Source organism: Sphingobacterium sp. DR205 (genome assembly GCF_011064245.1).
In the GTDB taxonomy this organism is placed as follows: domain Bacteria; phylum Bacteroidota; class Bacteroidia; order Sphingobacteriales; family Sphingobacteriaceae; genus Sphingobacterium; species Sphingobacterium athyrii.
The window spans coordinates 6,537,192-6,557,462 of record NZ_CP049333.1; the positions used below are offsets into that span (position 1 = coordinate 6,537,192).

A 20,271-nucleotide genomic window follows, 5' to 3' on the forward strand; every position below is an offset into this window, starting at 1 on the left:
CGTGAAAAATATCTTTCCGTACTTAGATCATAATTTGTTGGTCTCCCAAAGCCGAACGGATAATTACGGTGCAAGGCGTATCAGCTATTTTTTGAATAATTCCTAATGCTTTCCCTTTAAATGTTTTTCTGTTGGGACGATGCAATCCCCTTAGATCGGCCTGAAATCCATTGTCGGTTCCCAGAACTTTCGCATCCCCCTTTACAATGAACTCAATTTCCTGATCATTTAGCAAGACGGAGTTTCCTTCCTGATCCACCAGTTCTGCTGTGACAAAGTATAGATCACGGGATTCCCCTGTGACATATTTTTCATGTTCTAAGGAGACTTTTACCCTATTAGCTTCTCCCGCTGTACGCATACTTGTTTCCTGAACAACTTTACCATCTCGTTTTTTAACGACTTTCAATTCCCCCTTTTCAAAAGGCACCTTCCAGCTGGCGTGCAGACGATCTCCGGTTTTAGCTGAAGTTCCCAGACTCTTGCCATTGAGAAATAATTCGACATCATCAGCCTTATTATAATAGGCCCATACATCTACACTGTCGCCAGCTTTCCAATTCCAATGCGGTAAAAGATGAAGGACATCCTGGTTTGTCCATTCAGACTTGTACATATAATACACATCTTTGGGAATACCGGCAAGATCAACAATACCATAATAAGAGCTTCTTGCAGGATAAGGGTAAGGAACAGGCTCCCCAAGATAATCGAAGCCGGTCCAGACAAATGTTCCCGCCAAAAAAGGACGGTTCTTAACCGCTAGCCAGGCTTTCTCATGGCTTGTACCCCAATAGGCAGCAACATTATCATAGGCCGAAACCGTAAAATCAGGATTACCATTGACGACATATTTGTCCTTTGATGATGCTGGCCACAGCTGAATCGTATCTTGCAATTTGTCATACACCCCTCTAGTCTGTAAGGCAGAAACAGTTTCTGATGCCAACAGCGGTATATTTTTGAATTCTACAGGTAATTTATCATAATCTTCATGTTTGTAGTTGAAGCCCAGTACATCCAAAGCCTCTGCCTGTGCAATAAAGTTCTTTACATAATTATTTTCGGTCAATGCAGCAGTAACGGGACGTGTTGGATCCAGAGATTTTACCAATTTGGCCATTTCTTGCGTTAAGGCAATACCCGTGGAGTCAAATTGTTCTCGGATTTCATTTCCGATGCTCCATAGGATAACCGAAGCATGATTGCGATCTCGACGCACCCATGCTTCAATATCCTTGAGGTGTTCCGTAGGAAAGTCAATGTGGTAGTCGAACTTATTTTTTCGCTTTTTCCACATGTCAAATGCTTCATTATAAACCAAAATCCCCATTTCGTCGCAGAGATCAAGTAACTCTTCTGCCGGTGGATTATGCGCAGTACGAATGGCATTTGCGCCCATTTCTTTCATCATGACAAGCTGCCTTTTTGCAGCAGACTTATTGAAAGCGGCCCCCAAAGCGCCCAAATCGTGATGCATGCATACTCCATAAATCTTCAAAGCTTCGCCATTTAAGTAAAAACCTGTTTTTGCATCAAACCGAATTGTTCTGAATCCGATTCGCTTTTCGATTTGATCTTCAACTGTATTATTTTTAGTTAAAAGAGCGAGTTCTACACGATATAAATTTGGCGACTTTGGCCCCCACAACTGTGGTTTTTCCACTTGAAGTGATGCATCAATATATCCATCTTTCTCAACCCCTGTTTTTTTCAACAGTATATTTCCTTTGGGATCCCATACTGTAATTTGATATTTATTCCCTGCAACGCCTTTAGGTCGCGCCAACTTCTTCAATTTAGAAAGTACTTTCAACTGCCCCAATTCACCATGTGTCTCAGGCGTGGTGATAAAAGTTTCCTGTTCATCGAGTTGTACTACACCGGTCTTGATCAGGTAAACATCACGGTAGATTCCAGAACCTGAATACCACCTGGAATTTGGCTGTTTACTATTATCCACGCGGACAGCAATCCGGTTGGGCTGATTTCCAAATTTAAGATGCGGAGTCAGATCCAGTGTAAAAGAAAGGTAGCCATTAGGCTTTTTACCCAAATAGACGCCATTGATCCATATCTCCGCATAACGGTAAATTCCGCCAAAGTGAAGCTGTATGGATTTACCCTGATCTGCGGTCGGTAGCTTAAACTCCTTACTATACCAGCCAATTCCGCCAGGCAATGCTCCTCCGGCATTACCTGCTGGGTAGCTAGCGGAAAAATCAGCTTTGATACTCCAGTCATGGGGTAATTCCACCGATTCCCAAGCTGGAGCATCTCCGTCGTTCAAGCGAAAACCGAGGTGATCCTGCAACGTGAAATGCCAGTTTTCATTAAAGCGGATTTTGGCACGCCCCTGCCCAGATACAAGTTGTAGCTGCAACAGAAAGAGAATAGAAAAAAAATAATGTAACTTCATATTAAATGATGATTTATAAGCACTGTTACCATTGTCATCAATGATGTTATTGTGCTTGTTTCTTTATTCATTAATCAATGTTGAGGCATGCATCCTGCCTTCGGTTTAAAAACTAACCTGACTCTTGCCCAGATCCTTAGAAGTTGCCACGGCAATACCACGGTTACCTTTGCTGTCCACTGCACAATAAAAATGATAAACAACCCCCTCCGTTTTCAACACAAAAGACTTGTGGGCATACTGCTGATCAAAACTTTCACTTGATTCGATTAGGTTGGCACCTTCCCAGTCAGTCCAATGGATCAGATCCTTAGATGCAGCGAAACGGTTAAATGCGCCCTTACGATCCTTCCAAAATGCACCGAAATAGAACATCACCCAGGCATCATCAATACGTTGGATCATGGGATCACCCGTGATGCCCATCGGATGGTGGACCACAGGATCCTTTTGAAAGCGCTTCCAAGTTTTCATATCGTCAGATACGGCCATACCAATCCGCTCATACCAACGGGTCGCCTTGTTATTTACCAAGGAATCGCCCACGGCATTGTAATACATCACAAAACGATGGCCTGTATGTTTATCAGGATCTTCGATAACATAGCTTTTAAATAACTTATGGCGATTTTCCCACCAGGAAACATCTGGATCAGTACTTTTTAGGACCGGATTGGGCAGCTGTTTCCACTGGACGGGCTTCGTAGGCTTTTTACTGGTATAAGCCATCCCAATCGACAAAGGTTCAGGCTCATAGCCTGCGGTAGAACCGCCGAAATAGGACATCCAATATTTCCCAGCGTACGTATTGAGTTTATATTTTCCAGCCCATTTTGTATCTACCAAGGCATTGTATCCTGCTCGCTGCTTGGCATCCCAGCTGCCATCTGGTGCGACTGATAGCTGTTTCCCCAAGGTTTTCCAGTTCAAGAGATCGGGGCTTTGTGCCAGCCAGGTCTCATAACCACTTCCATCAAACACAATATAGGTCATATACCAATATTTCCCCTCCTTATAGATGGTCGGACAATCCATCAATTCGCCTTTATGCGCGGGTGCTAAAACAAGTCCATACTTATAGGGGGTCTTTACTTCTTCATAAATTTTTGCCATTTCCGTACTGGAAATATTTTGGGCGTGTACCCACGATTTCCACCCCAGCAATGCAAAGGATAGCAATAGCATGATTCTTTTCAACGGTTTCATCTGTAATAATTATTCTTTTTTATTTGCCTTAAAGCCTTAATGTTGCCGAATGGCCATCAGCCTTTCTACTTTTAAATACGGATACTTCATTGTTTTACTTTGTAATGGTATAATTTCCGGAGCCTAATTGCAACTCGACATGATCCGTTGTCAAAACCATTGCATTTGGATCCAGCTGTTTCCCATTCACCCGATAGACTCCTTTAGGCAATACCAAGGTACAGCGACTATTGACAGGAACCTCCAGTTGATAATTTTCTTTTGATTGTTTTCGGTTAAAATAAATTTTCCCATAAGGACTCCTAAAACTTATTTCACAGTCTTTCAGCACGTCCAGCATTTTGGGTTCGATCCGAAAATGCTTAAATGCGATTGATCCTGTATCTTGCTGTATCCCACCCAGGCCGGTATGAAACCACTCCATCAGGTGTCCGAGCATAAAATGATTATTGGAGACATTCGGGAGCCCCGCCCAGGACTCGGTCAGTGCCGTGGCACCTTTCCGCAGCTGATAACCATACCCGGGCCGGTCATCACGATGGTGCATGGCATAGATCAGATCATCGCGGTTGTTGGACTGCAACACCTGTAACAGGTAACGATGACCGATATCTCCGGCCGTCAAGGCCGTATCATTTTGGCAAACCGTTGTTGTTAGTTTTTCAAAAACTGCCTGTCCGGCCCCCTGAGGTACCAGTCCAACATAAAGTGGCATGGCTAGCGCCGTCTGACTACCAGAGCCATAGCTATGTTCCTGAGGTCGATAGAATTGCTGATTGAACGCATTGAATACGGCCTGCTGTAATGTCTTAAATTTTTCGGCATCTTCTTTTTTTCCAAGTAGCGTAGCAATGTCTACCATGAGCTTCAAGTCATAGTAATAGATTGCCGTAGCCGTAATCCCGGGAGTAGTCAGCTGGGAAACACCGGGACGCTCTGGTCCCAAATCATACCAGTCACCCAAACCCTGTGTCAAAATATGACCCTTCGTCTTTGTGCCCAAATAATCGATATAACGGGTCATCATGGCATAATTATCGGCAAGAAAAGCCTTGTTTCCATACCAGCGATAGGCATACCAAGCTAGGATAATCGAGCTGCTTCCCCACTCGGGTGAATCCCTGAACATATCACCGCCCCAGTCAAACTGCACATATTCGGGCGCTATTTCAGGAACTAGACCATCGTTTGTCTGAGATTGTCGCATATCCCGCAGCGACTTGGCAAACAGGCGCTCAGCGTCAAAGTTAAATTGTACCGATGGCCCCATCAAATGTAGCTGCTCCAGCCAGCCCAATTTTTCGCGGTGTGGACAATCCGTAAAGACACTGACCATATTACTCTTGATAGCCCAATTGATCAATTCATGGATCTGATTAAATAGTGTATCGGAGCTTTCAAAGCTTCCCACCTGCGCTGTACTATTCCGGATATGGGCCAACTGTATCGCATCCATCCGAACCGCTTTGCTACCGGCAGGATGTAACTGAACTTCAGCATAACGAAATCCATAATACGTAAAACGTGGCTGCCAGGACACAGTCCCATCTTTTGCAAAAATATATTGGTAATAATAAGGGCTTCCTGAATGCTTTTGACTAAGGCGTCCATCCGCAGTCAGCAATTCGGCCGGATACACTCGTACAGTATCTCCAGCTTGCCCGGTCATTTGTAAGGTGACTATGCCCGAGGCATTCTGTCCAAAATCATAGGTGATCCGTTTTCCGCCATCAGTTTGCTGCAATCCAACAGGTTCGAAACGTTGCATAATTTTTACCGGATCGATATCCTGCGCCCTTAGCTTCGGTCCATCCGTAATGAGGGCTTGCTGCCAGTTCGTATCATCGTAAACTGGAGCTGACCAATCATCAGGCAAAATCCGTGCATCGTAATCCTCGCCCCCATACATGCTGGAAAAAGTAATTGGTGACCGATGTGTTTTCCAGCCTGCATCACTAACGATGATTTCTTGCGTCCCGTCCGTGTAGGTATTGACGATCTTAAGTTTGAGCTTTGGTAGGCCAAAAGCAACTTTATGTTTTTGGAATCTGCCTTTAATTGGTGGGATATAATAAAACCCATTTCCTAATAGGGCAGCAATCGTATTCTTTCCTTGTTGCCAAGCTTGGGTAAGATCGTAAACCACATAATAGGCTTCTTTGTCATATTTCGTCCAGCCCGGCTGTAGCACCGCATCATCCACTCGCTTGCCATTCAATAGCAACTCGTAATGTCCCAGGCCTGCCACATAAGCGATCGAAGAACTGATCTTCTTTTTCACCTGAACTGATTTCCGGAAAACCGGAAGGTCATAACTTTTGTCCAAACGAAGCTTGCTGGAACTTAGAGGTAACGGGTTGACCAACGAATCCGGTAATATATCTTTTGCAATCCATCGGGCATTCCCCCAATCTTCTGCGTTCAACAATCCCGTATGAAATCGTTGTACCGCGCTTGTGGCTGTCTCGTTTTTATTATCACGAACGTGTATCCTGATGTAATAACTTGTACCTGTAGCTAGAGGGGTTCCCTGGTATAACAAATTTAGGGATTGTTCTGCCGCTACCCATTCGGAATCCCAAAGCATGTCCTGCTTTGCAAAACGAGCGCTTTTACTGATCTGGATACGATAAGCCAGTTGTTTCACATCAAATTTATCGCTGTGCAATTGCCAGCTAAATGAAGGTTTTAATGTATTTATACCCAATGGGTTTTCGCGTCCTTCTATCAAAACACGAGTTACTGATAACTTGGCCTTACCAACTAGGGGCATAGCAAGCAATAACAGGAAAATGCTTCCTAAAACGATTCCCTGTTTTACGATATTCTTCATTTTTTTTCTTTTTTCCCCGACTGTATTCATAACCAACTATTAAGGAGCTTCAGTCATCACTCGTACACGATCCTGTATCAGCTGAGAAACATTGATTGTCAAAACGCTAGTATCCTTACACACAAAAACACTATTTTTAATCTTGATATTTTTAGCATCTTTAATCGACAGATACCGATCCCCGCGTCCAAAAACACGATCAATAGATACGTTTTCCAAAACAGATTCCGGAATACCTTCGATCTTAATACAATTCTTAGCCGCATCAATATATATATCCTTTATTTGGATATTCGAGAAACGTGGTGTCAGAGCGTTCTTCTGAACTTCGAAATCACGGCTAGCCTGATTGCCCACATGTTGAGCCTGTCCAAGCATATCCCAGCGTAAAGCCGACTCAACATCCTGCATCCGAATACGTTCAAAGCGAATATCAGATCCACCTCCGCCCCGTGGTCTTCTGGTCTTAAAACGGATACCGACATTGGTTTTACCAAACACACAATCATGTACGTACACGTTTTGGGCCATGCCCGCAGTTTCGCTACCGATCGTAAATCCACCATGACCTTTTTCCGAAAAACAGTAACGGACTACAATATCCTCCGAAGGTCGATTCACACGCAATCCATCATATCCACGTCCCGCTTTTACAGCAATACAGTCGTCTCCAGTATTTAAGGTGCAGTACTCTACGAGCACACGCTTAGACGATTCAATATCAATACCATCCCCACGTGGTATGCCGATTGATTGTATACGTACCCCACGGATCACGACATCCTCACAGTACGTGGGAACGATATTCCAAAAAGCGGTACGCTCCAGTGATACGCCCTCAATCCAGACTTTTTTGCAGTTAATAGGAGCAATAAGTGCGGGTGGAAAGATAAAATCTGCTGTTTTACCATCATAGATTCGCTGCTCAACAGGCGTATTACTGTCCACAATCCTTTCAATGACATCGTGCGTCATGGTTTTACTCCGAACGCTGCCTTCACTGGGACCAATAATTCTACCTGATCCCGTGATGGCAATGTTATCTGCCCCATTGGCATAAATACAGGCTCCCAAGCTATACAATTCTACACCTTCATTTCGTGTAAACACTACAGGCAGAAAATCGTTAATTTCATTCTTAAATTCCAAAACGGAACCTTCATCCAATTTTAGATTAATATCGGACTTTAGCGTAATCCGTACTGTATGGTGGTGTCCTTTCAGTACTAACGTACCCCCTCCCTGAGCTGCAAGATGATCGAGCTTACCCTGAATATCGTCATTCGGCCATACCGTATCTTGTCGCATCGGAAATGTTGGCCGCTGGACATTCCATGCCGTAAAAGGGGATTGCACCTTTTCTGGCTCAGCGGGCATCTGTCCAGCCCCTACCTGATCCGCACGCAGCAAGGCCTTATCCAACTGCTTTTCAACTGGAATACTGCGGCATCCCTGCATTCCCAGTATGACCGCCACAAGTGATATTATCCAGTTTATGTTCATTGAAACAGTTGTTTTACATAACGTGTATTTGCACCAAAGTTTTCTTTAACAGCACGTGGTGGTAGGTTTGCGTCACGCGACCGCTCGATCACGAGCCAACCGTGCCAGCCCATGCGATCTAAGGTTTGTTTTACCAAGGGCATATTCAGTCGTTTATTATTTTCGAGCCAGACACCGTCCTCATCCGTACAATGTATCTGACAGATCCGCTTCTTCCCTAAAATAGTAAGCTCCTGAATCAGATCACGTCCTTCTTTCAACGGATTGGAAAAATTAAAATAGATTTGGATATGTTTGGAACCGACTTCTTTTAAAAGACCGACTTCGCCTTTCGCGTCCAATGCTGTTTCAATTCCGATCACCACACCGGCCTTTTTTGCCATCTCGCCAACCACACGAAGACGCTCCACGATAGCAGGTCGTAACTCAGGATACTTAACCAAATCGCACGTTACGCCCAAAGGCAAAAAAGCCACTTTAACCCCCATTTTCTGACAAGTGTCCAAACAATCCCCTACCATCTGCTGATAAGTCGGTCGCGTGGCAAAAGACTGTGCATAGAAACCAGTCATAGCTAACGAACAGATCGTTATTCCAGTTTCCTTCGCCTTGTCGAGAAAGGCTTTCCGCTCAGCGGGATCGCCTAACTTACTGTCAAAAGTTACCCTGTTGCCCAATCCGCCCATATCAACTTCTAACCCATCCGCTCCTATTTCTTTCGCCAGGTCGAATGCACTTAGTTTTTGCCGTTTTAAGATCATCAGATCAATTACGGCGACATGATAGCGTCGCTTAGGAGTAGCAAAAACAGCAGAAGGTAAGGCTGCAACGCCAACTAACGCCAAGGTATCCAGTATAAATTTTTTTCGGTTCATCATAGTTCAATTTGGTATGATTTTAATAATGCTTTCAATTGTCCCATCCCATGAATCGCGTTCTTTGGTAAGTTTTCACCTTTCTTTCCAAAGCTGTATAATAACTCCTCCGGTTCGATCTGAACTGAAGTCTCTGCAATAATATCGGCAGCTTTAGCCTGATCTAAATGGAAATGATCTATCAGAAATTTGTACAATGCCTGCCTTTTGTTATAGCCAAAATCATGGCCTTCTTCGGGAAAATGTGCGTGTTGCACCTGATTTTGCTGTCCATAATAACCATAGATATGTTTCAGATAAGGAAAATCATGCACGTCAGTTTCCTTCGTCCAATCCTGTCCATCGGAAATGATCAGTTGTGGTTTGGGCGCAGCCATTGCAGTCAGTTCGACATTATTGGTTCCACCACAGACAAAATGCACGGGTAGTCCACTTTCACAAGGGCAACCACCAAAGAAGTAGGAAGACATCGCCACGACAGGAGCGACCAAAGTGAAGCGATCGTCTAAAGCAGCCATTAAAATACTGTGGCTACCCCCACCCGATCCACCACTGATTCCTATTCGCTTTTGATCTACCTGTGGCAAGCTGGTTACGTAATCTAAAATACGTTCAGCGCCCCAGGTCTGCATCAACATGGCTTCGCTGCTGCGATGATCTGGACCAGCGAATTGCAATAAAGACTCCCCCCAGGCAAATAGGTCATAGCTTATAGCCATACAGCCCAGTCGGGCTAAGGTGATAAATCTCTTCTGCGCATCCGAACGGTACCGCTGCTGTGGCCAATGCCCATCAGGAGATAACACCACAGGTATATTTTTCTTTTGCTTGAGCGGCGAATAGATACTGCCATTGATATAGACTCCCGGTATAATTTCTAAGGCAAAGTTCTGAACTTGGTAGTCGGCATAGCGACGTGTCTTGCCCAGGCGAATCGGTTGATCCGGTATACTTTGCAGTTTATCCCAATACATCGCTTGTCTTACCGCAGCACGCAATTGATCTTTTCTCTTTTCCCAACTTGCCTGATCGGTATATTTTTTGGATAATAAGGTCAGAAAATCCCAGCCTTCCTGCGGTTTCCAGCGGTTATATTCGTATGATTTTAATTTATACGTATTGGGTTTTGCTTCCTCTTGCAACTTAAAACCCAAAGGATACAGCAAATTGATTTCTGTCCCCGCAAGATCCGCCCTAAACTTCCAGGGAGCATAGTCCACCATAATGTTTTTGACATTGCGTGGATCATATTTGATCTTGACCTGATACCGTTCCTGCATCATGACAAGCACTGTTTCCAGGGGTTGCTTAAATTTATGCTCATAATTGAGTAAGCTGTCCTGCCCCTTGACAACAAGCGAAACAAAAAACAGACATACTACACAAACGAGCTTAATCTTCTTCTTTGACATATGCATTGGGATCTGGTTTTTTATATCCTTTTTTTGTTGGCCAGATGCCATCCTCAATCGGGATTAACTTCACTTTCTTCGGATCTACGACGACATGTTTCATTTTCTTTCTACGCCAGGTGTAGCCAAAATGCAATAGCCCATCTTTGGTTTGAATCACTGCGGGATAAGAGTACTGACTGATTGGCGAATCCTCAAGTATAAGTGCGGCCTGCCACTGCTTGCCATCTTTGGAAAAAGCAACATTTAATGGGGTGCGCGCGCCCTTGGCTAGATTACCTTCTGGAAGTACATGATTATAAACCAATACATGCCGTCCGTCTTTTAACGTTACGGCATCTGTACCCGAATTATTATTTGGAAGCGTCGTTTTTTCCAATGGGGTCCAATGTTCGCCCCAGTCCTTAGACCAAGATGTTACGACCGCACGGTTGCGTGTGCGCGCCAATATTTGCAACCGACCATTTCCGTGGTCCAGTATGCTCGGTTGTATCGCATCCAGATTATCTGCACCACGGGCGATTGGACCTATTTTGCGCCATGTCTTACCAAAATCCGAACTCGCCTCAAAATGTACGTTCCAACCATTTCCTTCGGTGCTTGAAGGACTCAGCAAGGTGCCATTTTGTAAAAGAACAGGTTTGTTTTTCACCGGTCCAATAAAGCCATCGGGCAATCTTTCGGCAGCAGACCAAGTCTTTCCGCCATCGTTGGACCGTTTGAGCATCCCCCACCATTCCGATGGCTTGGGTCCAATTTTGTAGAATAACAAGAGCTCTCCCCCGGGCACTTGGTATAAAACAGGATTCCAGGTCGGTAAGCGTTTGCCATCTGGCTGTACACCATCCGCTGCCGACACTGGCGCTAACCAGTTGCCGTTTTCAAGTCTACTCACATAGATCTCCACATCGGGATGGCGTTCTTTTGTTCCGCCAAAAAAGGCATATACCAGACCTTTATCCGTCTCTGCCATTGTAGCGGAATGACAGGAAGGGAAAGATGCTGTATCATAAATAAACTCGTCTTTATTTACTCCTTTTTGCCATTCTTTTAACGTTGGATTTTGCCCATAAGAATTCAAGGTGCATAAAAACAATAAGGCTGTTGCCAATTTAATTTTTATCTTCATCAGTGTAACAGTATTTTATACATGTGCATTTTTATTGGACTTTCAATTGCTGCCGACACACATGCGCTTTCTATTTTTTTTTATTTATCCGCTTAAGTCTATTTAATTCTAAACTGATAATCTCCTGATCCTATAGTTAACCAAGTACCTGATTTTTCCTGTCGTAGAATCTGAATATCTGTATTGTTTTTTAATTTTTGATTATTTTCCAGGATCGCGGACAGCTCTGTCGTTGGCAGATAAATCTCTGCTTTGGTATTGGCCGGAATAGAAATCTTCCATTCGAAAGCAGATTTGCTTTTGCTCCAATTCGATTGAATGATTCCATAAACACTTTTGTAGCTTGCATCCACATGATCCAACCCTGCTACGACCTGCGGTTTCATGATAACAGTCTGAAAAGCGCGCTCTTTTGATTTGATGCCCGCCAGATCCTCATAGAGCCATACCAAGAGGTCGCCCAACATCATCACATGATTTTGTGAATTCATCTTGGGATGGGCTGTATTACCATTCCACAACTCCCAAATTGTTGTTGCCCCATTTTCGACCATATAACCCCAAGAAGGATAGGTCTTTTTTGTTGCAATTTTATAGGCAAGATCTGCACGACCGATTTCGGTTAGCGTACGCATAATCCATTGTGTTCCGATAAGTCCTGTACTCAGATGCCCCCGATTTTCTTTTTCGACAATCTCAACGATCCGATTACTCAGCTTTTCTCTATTCGCATCTTCGACTAAGCCAAAAGACATTGGCAGTAGATTATCGGTCAATGAATTACTGCCATAATAACCTGCATCGTTATAGAACGCGGCATTAAATGCGATTTTCATCTTCGCTGCACGGTCCAAAAAATCAGCTTGATCTCGATCGTTGCTGACGAGAACACTAAAGCGGGCGATGGTCTGCAACAAATGATAGTAATAAGATGTTGCGATCAATGTACTTGGGTATTTTTTATCGGCAATCTTTCCTCTTCCGGCTTCAATGGTTACCGGTGGGAAACACCAATCTCCGTAACTATCTTTGGTAATGATACCGCCCGAGCCTGAATAGCGCGTTTGCATATAATCCATCCATTTTTTCATGGCTGGATAATGTTTTTCCAAAATGCGCAGGTCACCTGTCTGCTGATAGAGCATATCGGCGATAAGCAGATAGGTTCCCGGCCAGCTGACATTATCACTATAGTAACGCCAGAACGCTGGTGCAACATCCGGTAATGCTCCATCCTCCTTTTGGGACAGCCGAATATCTTCGAGCCATTTATTATAAAAATTGGCGTTATCAAAAAGGAAGTTCTCACCGTATGCGCTGACTGGACGATCACCCAACCAGGGCTGGCGCTCGTTTCGTTGTGGACAATCCACTGGTATACCTTTGTAGTTTGAAGCAATCCCCCACCATGCGTTCTGATGAATCCGATTGATAAGTGCATTGGAAGACACAAAGGTTCCTGCATTAGGTATATCGTCGTAGACAAAACGGCCAACAAAATTACTTTTTGACGCTACCCCCGGATAACCGCTGACTTCCACATAACGAAATCCATGATAGGTAAACCGCGGTTCCCAGGTTTCCTTTCCACCACCTTTTAATATATAATGATCCGTTGCTTTGGCATCGCGCAAATTGGTTGTGAATAATTCGCCGTCTTCGGTCAGCGATTCTGCAAAACGAAGTGCCACTGCTGTTCCACGCGTACCGGTCACCATCATCTTTACCCAACCCGAGAAATTTTGTCCGAAATCAAGAATGTATTTTCCTTCGGATTTTTTGACGATCGAAACCGGTGCGATATCTTGCATCACCTTCATACCCTCCGACTGCGCTTCGTAATTTCCACCCGGCTCTTGCACAAAAGCAGCCTTTAACCATGTTTTATCATTAAAATCTGGATTTGCCCAACCCGTTAGTTCTTTTCTGGCATCATAATTCTCACCGTCATATTCGTTATTTGCCGTTATTGGTCCTTCGGTCGTTCCTTTCCACGAATCATCGGTCTTAATGACCTCTGTTGAACCATCCGTATAAGTCAGCATAAGTTGCATCTGCAATTTGGGGAATCCAAAGGTTTTTACTTTATAAGGTTTTGCTTGACGCATGGCATAAAACCGTCCATTTCCCAAAATGACACCAAGCGCATGTTTACCCTGCGAAAGTGATTTTGTTACATCCAAAACATTATACTTAATGTTCTTGGTATAATCTGTAGGCACTGGAGCCAGTACTTGATCCCCTATCTTCTTGCCGTCAATATATAACTCATAAAGTCCGAGCCCCATCACATAGGCTGTAGCCTGCTTAATCTGCTTGGTTGTTGTAAATTCCTTTCTGAAATAACGGGCAGCCAATTGTCCGGTCTGTTCATTGTCTGATGGGAAATACTGATCAAAACCAATCCAGCGTCCTGTCCAATCCTTGTAATGTAGTAGTCCCATGGTCCAACCAGCTGGTTCAGACCAGCTGCTCTCGCCCTTATTCGTGTACACTTTTACTTTCCAGAAAACTGCTGCTCTGCTGTGTAGGGCTCTGCCTGCATAAATTACATGCGTGGAATTATTCGAAAGCTGTTTCCCCGAATCCCAGAAATCGCCGATATTTTGGTCCAGTTTTTCTTGCGAAGAAGCAACCAAAACCTGATAGGCTTCTTGCCGGATAGACCGCTCGCTGCCCTGCAATTGCCAGCTCAGTCTTGGTGCGGCAGCATCTATACCGATCGGATTCGAACGTAATTCAGTCCGCAGGTTTAAAACAGTGATCTGCGCTGTAGCCTGATACCACAAAGTCGATAAGAAAACCGATACAATGAATATGACGATGTTTGCTTTCATTAGTTTTCAAAATCAAAATAGAGTACCATATGCAATGCCCGGCTCGGTTCCTTCTCAAAATCATAGTATACGTGCTTCATGCCCATAGGTCCGGTCGTTTCTGGTTTTTGTGTTTTCGTGCCGATGGCAGAAATACCATTCATAAAGGAAATATCACCTTTCGGAAAAGTGGGTTCCATGTTTTTCCATTCGGTATCTTGCTGTTCTTTTGGCGTATATAAACGCAAAAACACATCCTCTCGATCGGTAAACACGCTGAAACTTTGATCTTTTCCGATAAATTTAGTCCAATACATATTGGCATGGTACCCTTTAAATTCGGGATATTCGAATGGCGATTCGCCCGTTGCGGTGTTATTGTACTTCTTTTTCCACACGCCAAACTGATTCCCTTTCATCCGGTTTTTCCAAACCCGATAAGGGCCCATTCCCCGATATTCAACACCTTCGATTTGATCTTCTGGAAAATCGAAATTCACCCCCACAAAACGTGTAAAATAACTTTCAGGAAAATATTGAACATGCATTTTCAACTGTCCCGAAGCAAGGATTTCCCAACGTAAGGTATTATAACTATCTTTTTTATCGAAGGTAGATGCAATAATCACCTTTCCATGTTCACGGCTCAATTTGAAATTTTTATAATTTGTCGTCGCTTCCTGTAAAATCGGTCCGTTTTTGAAAGGAATAATTCCTTTGGCATTTTGAACCTGCTCCAGCAATCCGCTCGTCTTATTGATCTGATAGCTAATGCCATTCGCTTTCACCAGATAGGCTTTCGCGGTCTCCTGTACGGCAATCTCCCCTGTTCCATTTGGTTTCAGGAGACTACTTGCCACCTGATTCGGCAATGTAATCGGAAAGCTCCAAGTAAAGAGTTCCTGTTGATGCACATCTTTTGCGGTAATATATAAAACATCGAAGTCCTCCCAACCTGTAGGGAAATCAACTTTTAAGATCCCTTTATCTCCAGGGCGGATATTGGGTGCGACAATCGTTCCGCTTTTTGTTGCTTTCACTTCTTCATAACCGCCCAACTTTTTGAGTTCGTACGAAAATGTACACTGATTAATATTGGTAAAAGAATATCTATTTTCAATATGGAACGAACCATCAAATCCCTCAGTCATTTCTCGTTTTTCAAAGAAGATAGGACTCCATACTTCTTTAATGGTAAAGAAGCTTCCTTCCTTTTCGCCGTGTGGACCAATTATACCATCTGGGCCACGATTTCCGTCAGTATCTATGATACCACCTTTATCCGTCCTGACGATGCCCTGATCACGAAAATCCCACAAGAATCCACCCGCAGCAAGGGGATTGGCAAGCATCGCTTTCCAATAATCCTCCAATCCGGCACCATGCCCACCATCGTACATGCCATGCAAGAACTCCGTCGGCATAATGATATTATGCCCATGATCATAGGTACCAATACCATAGTTATATTCCCGGTAATGGGTTGTTTCAAAACCGTCATGTACGGCCCAAGGATAAATCACAGCACGTTTTTGGATATCCTCTTCTGCGAAGATGGGGTCAAAATCCGGATTATGCCCACCTTCATTCCCATTTGCCCAAAAAACAACGGACGGATTATTTTCGGATACGACCATCATCTCCCGCAATAATTTGGTACCGACTTCCTTATCGTAATGCCCGTGCCAACCCGCTAACTCGTTCATGACATATAAACCCAATGAATCACAGACAGCCAAAAAATGATTGTCTGGTGGATAATGGGCCATTCGAACAGCGTTCATATTCATTTCTTTCATGAGCTTCACATCGGCAATGCTAACTTCCTTACTCGTCGTCCGTCCGGATTCTGGAACGAAAGCATGTCGATTGACACCTTTAAATCGAACCTTTACGCCATTGACATAAACACCATCACGTTCTTTCACTTCTATGGTTCGAAAACCAAATTTTTGCTCCAGCTGGTGCTGTACCTTACCATTTTTCGATAAGGTAAATTGCGCTGTATATAAGTTTGGAAATTCAGCAGACCATAATTGCGGAGCTGAAAATTGTCCCTCGAGCCAATTGTTTTTGTCTGACAGCTTTGCTTTCAGCTGTTTTCCAAATTTCTTTCCTTTTGCATCAAGCAGTTGAACGGCAATTTCATCGGCTTCTCCCACCGTGGCAAATTTAGCCCGGAATGTACCGTCAGCCTCTGCATCCAACGAAACACGTTCAATATGATGCTGTGGTAGGGCCTCTAGATAGACCGGTCTAAAAATCCCACCAAAAATCCAGAAGTCACCTTCCCGTTCCGCCGCATTCACCGACTTGTTTGCCGAATGCTTAGCAACATGGACTTCCAATAGATTTTCTTCGCCAAACTTCAACAGTTTCGTAATATCGTATTTGAAAACATAATATGATCCCTGATGGATAGCGCCGGCTAGCTTGCCATTGATCTTGACTTCGGTATCAGTCATAGATCCTTCAAAGACAATACGCACCTGCCTATCCTGCCAAGCATCGGATACTTTAAATGTATATTTATAGTGACCTACCTCTTTGCCTTTATCAGCCTCTTTATTGAAACCGTAATTATATTTTCCGAAGCCCTGCTGTTCCCAATTGGAGGGAACTGGTATTTTCGTCCATTTCCCGGCATTCATGCCTTCGCTCACATAAAAGTCCCATAATACACCATCATCCTTTCCTTTTCCAGAGAGGTATTGGCTCGCTGTTTTTTGGGCAGATACCTGCAATCCCATAGTGCCAAAAAAAAGTAAGGATAACGCTATTTTTGTTTTCAAGTTCATGATCGCTAAAGACTATTTCAATTTAATATGTTGTAATGGATTATTTGTTCTAAAAGGTGCGGCCGGCAGGTCAGCGGTATTCACCAGGTTGGGCTGGGCAGCTTCGTCCCAACCAAAACGTACCTGACGAATCTGTTGTACCTGGTCACTTTCAAGTACGACTGCCTGTCCGTTGATAGCAGCCTGTGCTGGATAAAATATGCCATCCTCATCCGCAACTTCAAACGATGTTAAGGGGTTGCCATCGATAGTCTTTAAGCCTTTCGCATGTTTCAATTTTACCGTTGCTTGTTTACCTTGGTATTTTACAGCCTCTAGTTCAGGGCCATCGGCTACAATATTTCTATGATAGACGTATTTTAACGCCTTAAGGGCATGACGACGACCGATTTCCCATTTATAACTTGGGTGGAGATCGTGTGGGTCATCGACCAAATCTGTCGTAATAATGCGTGCTGTATGCGGCAATTGCAAAACCAGATCTTGGGCTTCCCGAAATTCCGGCAACACTGTTCTCGGCATACGGACATGACCTTTTTCGTCCAGGGAATAATAGAAAGGTGCGATCTCGGTAAAATAAAACGGTAATTTGGGGTTTCCCCAAAGTGTCCGCCAATTTTCGATCAGCGCCTTCATTTTATAACTATAACTAATATTCTCTTTTAGAAAGGTATTGGATTCACCTTGGTACCAAACAAATCCTTTTAAGGTGTAAGGTGCTAATGGTGCAATCATCGTATGAAAGAATTTACCGGGATCGCCTTCTTTCTTTTTATCTTTCAGATAAGGAGAACTTGTCCAATATTCTTCGGAAAACCAAGGCTCGATTCTACTGCCGCTCACAGCTGATGAAATAATGCCTACAGGAACACCTAATTCTTGCTGTAGTGTTTTCCCAAAGAAATAGGCCGGTGCAGAAAATTGACGCAGTGCCGAATCCCGTGCTACAGCCCAGCCCTCATATTGGCCATCCGGCTTGGCCAGAAATTTCCGGCGGACCAAAAATAATCGGATATTGGGATTGTTTGCTTCAGAAACTTCGTTTTTAGGAAAATAATCACCCTTCAGCGGAGTTTTTACCTTCACAATTTTACGCATTTGGTATTCCATATTCGATTGGCCCGAGCACAGCCAAACTTCACCGACCAAAACATCTTTAAGTTCGATCGTATTGTTTCCCCTGATGGTCAAGGTCTGTGCAACCGCATTAGCCGGCATGGCTTTTAGTTCAACTTTCCAATGCCCATTTTGATCAGCTTCTGTCGTCTTCAACTGATTTTGAAAGGCTACACTTACCTGCTCACCGGGATTTGCGGAACCAAAAATGGCGACCGGCTGGTTGCGTTGCAAGACCATGTGATTGGCAAAAATATTGGGCAATATGACATCTGCCTTTGCCGAGAAACTGGCTACCAATAAAGCAATATGTACAATAAACCGTCTCATTTATTTCAACTTTTCCGCTTTCAGCGAAGTAATCTGATAAATAGCTTCTTTTACCGAAGCACCTGCATTTTCAACATCAAAGTCCTGGTCTGTTTCTGTATCCGCATTTGGAAATCTTCTGACATCGCCTGTTCGGAAAGAGATTTTATTGACGTTGCTTACGGGTTGGAAAAATAGCTTCGTGCCTTTATCCTCGCCATTGATGGCAACTTGATAAGAGCGGGTGCTCACGTCGAAAGTTAACACAAAGTGATAGGTCTTTCCCGCTGCATATTTTGTCAGCGAAGCATTTCGATAACCTGCCTTATTTTTGATAATACCATCTTTGTCAATGATAATTCTAGCGGCAGCTAAGCCTATATCGTTGACCAACTCGATCTGTAGAGTACCATGATCATTTTGCTGTGGCCTCACTGTAAATTCGATGGTCCCTTTTTGGGCCGATTGAATTACACGATCTGCCTTCGCATAGTCAAAAGGATCTTTATCGCGCAAGACCAACGCTTTTTCTTCAACCTTGGCACTTGCCCACAATGGACTATAAATATTCCAGTTGTTATAGGCTTGCACAGCATTTTTCGCAAAATCATCGTTCACGGCCTCATCTACGGTAGATTTGATAGGAACAGGCACAACAGCAGTCCAAATATCTTCTTTGTTCATACTGTACGTCAACCACATGTTACGATCGGGAACAACACCATTGCCTTCGACGATACCACGGACATATTGCGGTCCATAAGACTTATAATTACCGCCATAGCGCATGGTGGTGACCTCACCATTGACCAATAATAAATCGGTATAGTTCAAGCCATCATTGCTGGTCGATACGGCCAAAGGCCATCTGAATTCGGAAGGATTATACACCGTTGCATAACGTCCATCAGATGTTTTTTGTCCCCAGATCTTTGCATTGCTGTTCACGAAACCCGGCGCGCGCAACGGTGAATATTGCCATGTCTTGCCATTGTCCTTGCTCATCGATGTCAACGCATGCTTCCATAAACCGACGACTCTTCCATCATTGAGGCGATAGAACGAAAAAGCTTTTACCGGACGTTGCAAGGGAATTAACGGATCGTTTCGATCGGACTCCTCTACCCATTGTTGCATCATGAGTGGCGTGCCTAGCAACTCGTCACAAGCTTGTATAAATGCTTTATCCTTACTCTTCTTATAAAACGGATATTTTGCGGTCTTCTCATTAAAAGAAGCATTGAAGTGGATAAAATAGATTGGCCCAAAGCTACCATCTTTGTGAATCTCCCGGACGACACGTCCAAGACCATTTCCATCATTTGGATCGTCCTTTGCATCCAGGGCTACACCGTAATATGCGAGCGTCAGCAGTTTATCATTCTTTGCATGATAAAAGCCCATACGCTGATGCATGATTGCATATAAATTTTTCCCAGCCTTATCGGTACGTCCCGGCTTGGTAAAACCTTCCGGAACCAGATAAGTCGGGAATAAATCCGTTGGATTAGACCAATTGCGGCCATCTTTTGACGTCAGCAGCAAGGTCTTTCCTTCCGCGATATGCTCACCCACAGGATTGCTCAGAAACTGTAAATAATAAGTATTATTCCAATACGCCAAAAAGGGCTGATGGTTATACGTAAAATTGTGTCCGCCTGCTAATTCAGGAAACTCTCTATTTGCTCTAAATACCTGAATATTGTGCGTACCCACTGCAGGTGTCAGCTGTCCGTGGTGATAATCTACATTGGATAATGTCTTTCCTATATACTTTACCGTATCTTGTTGTGCCACCGCCTGGTGAATAATAGAAGCCAGCGATAGACTCACTAATACTGATTTGATACTCATA

At 43.8% G+C, this 20,271-nt stretch carries 11 protein-coding genes; all 11 read right to left on the reverse strand.

The window, feature by feature from the left end:
* Nucleotides 1-22: 22 nt before the first annotated feature.
* Nucleotides 23-2,419 (reverse strand): glycoside hydrolase family 2 TIM barrel-domain containing protein, encoded by a 2,397-nt coding sequence (locus G6053_RS27675; RefSeq protein ID WP_165309227.1) that lies wholly within the window; start codon nt 2,417-2,419, stop codon nt 23-25.
* A 105-nt stretch (nt 2,420-2,524) separates the two neighbouring features.
* Nucleotides 2,525-3,625 (reverse strand): glycosylase, encoded by a 1,101-nt coding sequence (locus tag G6053_RS27680; protein ID WP_241254867.1) that lies wholly within the window; start codon nt 3,623-3,625, stop codon nt 2,525-2,527.
* 94 nt (nt 3,626-3,719) lie between these two features.
* Nucleotides 3,720-6,458 carry a family 78 glycoside hydrolase catalytic domain gene (locus G6053_RS27685; protein WP_165309228.1) on the reverse strand — a complete coding sequence of 913 codons (2,739 nt, stop codon included), beginning with the start codon at nt 6,456-6,458 and terminating at the stop codon, nt 3,720-3,722.
* A gap of 39 nt (nt 6,459-6,497) precedes the next feature.
* The gene (locus G6053_RS27690; RefSeq protein WP_165309229.1) at nt 6,498-7,961 is read right to left on the reverse strand and encodes a glycosyl hydrolase family 28 protein; all 1,464 of its coding nucleotides are present in this window, start codon (nt 7,959-7,961) and stop codon (nt 6,498-6,500) included.
* Nucleotides 7,958-8,839: a sugar phosphate isomerase/epimerase family protein gene (locus G6053_RS27695; RefSeq protein ID WP_165309230.1), complete on the reverse strand. Its 882-nt coding sequence runs from the start codon at nt 8,837-8,839 to the stop codon at nt 7,958-7,960. The genes G6053_RS27690 and G6053_RS27695 overlap by 4 nt, the downstream gene beginning before the upstream one ends.
* Nucleotides 8,836-10,254 (reverse strand): acetylxylan esterase, encoded by a 1,419-nt coding sequence (locus tag G6053_RS27700; RefSeq protein WP_241254868.1) that lies wholly within the window; start codon nt 10,252-10,254, stop codon nt 8,836-8,838. Before G6053_RS27700 ends, G6053_RS27695 begins: the two co-directional genes overlap by 4 nt.
* Nucleotides 10,229-11,377 carry a sialidase family protein gene (locus G6053_RS27705; RefSeq protein WP_165309232.1) on the reverse strand — a complete coding sequence of 383 codons (1,149 nt, stop codon included), beginning with the start codon at nt 11,375-11,377 and terminating at the stop codon, nt 10,229-10,231. Before G6053_RS27705 ends, G6053_RS27700 begins: the two co-directional genes overlap by 26 nt.
* Before the next feature lie 98 nt (nt 11,378-11,475).
* A complete protein-coding gene (locus tag G6053_RS27710) occupies nt 11,476-14,214 on the reverse strand; it encodes an alpha-L-rhamnosidase (protein ID WP_165309233.1) in 2,739 nt (912 codons plus the stop codon).
* A complete protein-coding gene (locus tag G6053_RS27715) occupies nt 14,214-16,991 on the reverse strand; it encodes a glycoside hydrolase family 2 TIM barrel-domain containing protein (protein WP_165309234.1) in 2,778 nt (925 codons plus the stop codon). The genes G6053_RS27710 and G6053_RS27715 overlap by 1 nt, the downstream gene beginning before the upstream one ends.
* Before the next feature lie 12 nt (nt 16,992-17,003).
* Nucleotides 17,004-18,437, reverse strand: a complete 1,434-nt coding sequence (locus G6053_RS27720) for a sialate O-acetylesterase (RefSeq protein ID WP_241254869.1) — start codon at nt 18,435-18,437, stop codon at nt 17,004-17,006.
* Entirely contained in the window at nt 18,438-20,270 is a 1,833-nt protein-coding gene (locus G6053_RS27725) for an exo-alpha-sialidase (RefSeq protein ID WP_165309235.1), read from the reverse strand.
* Nucleotide 20,271 lies beyond the last annotated feature (1 nt).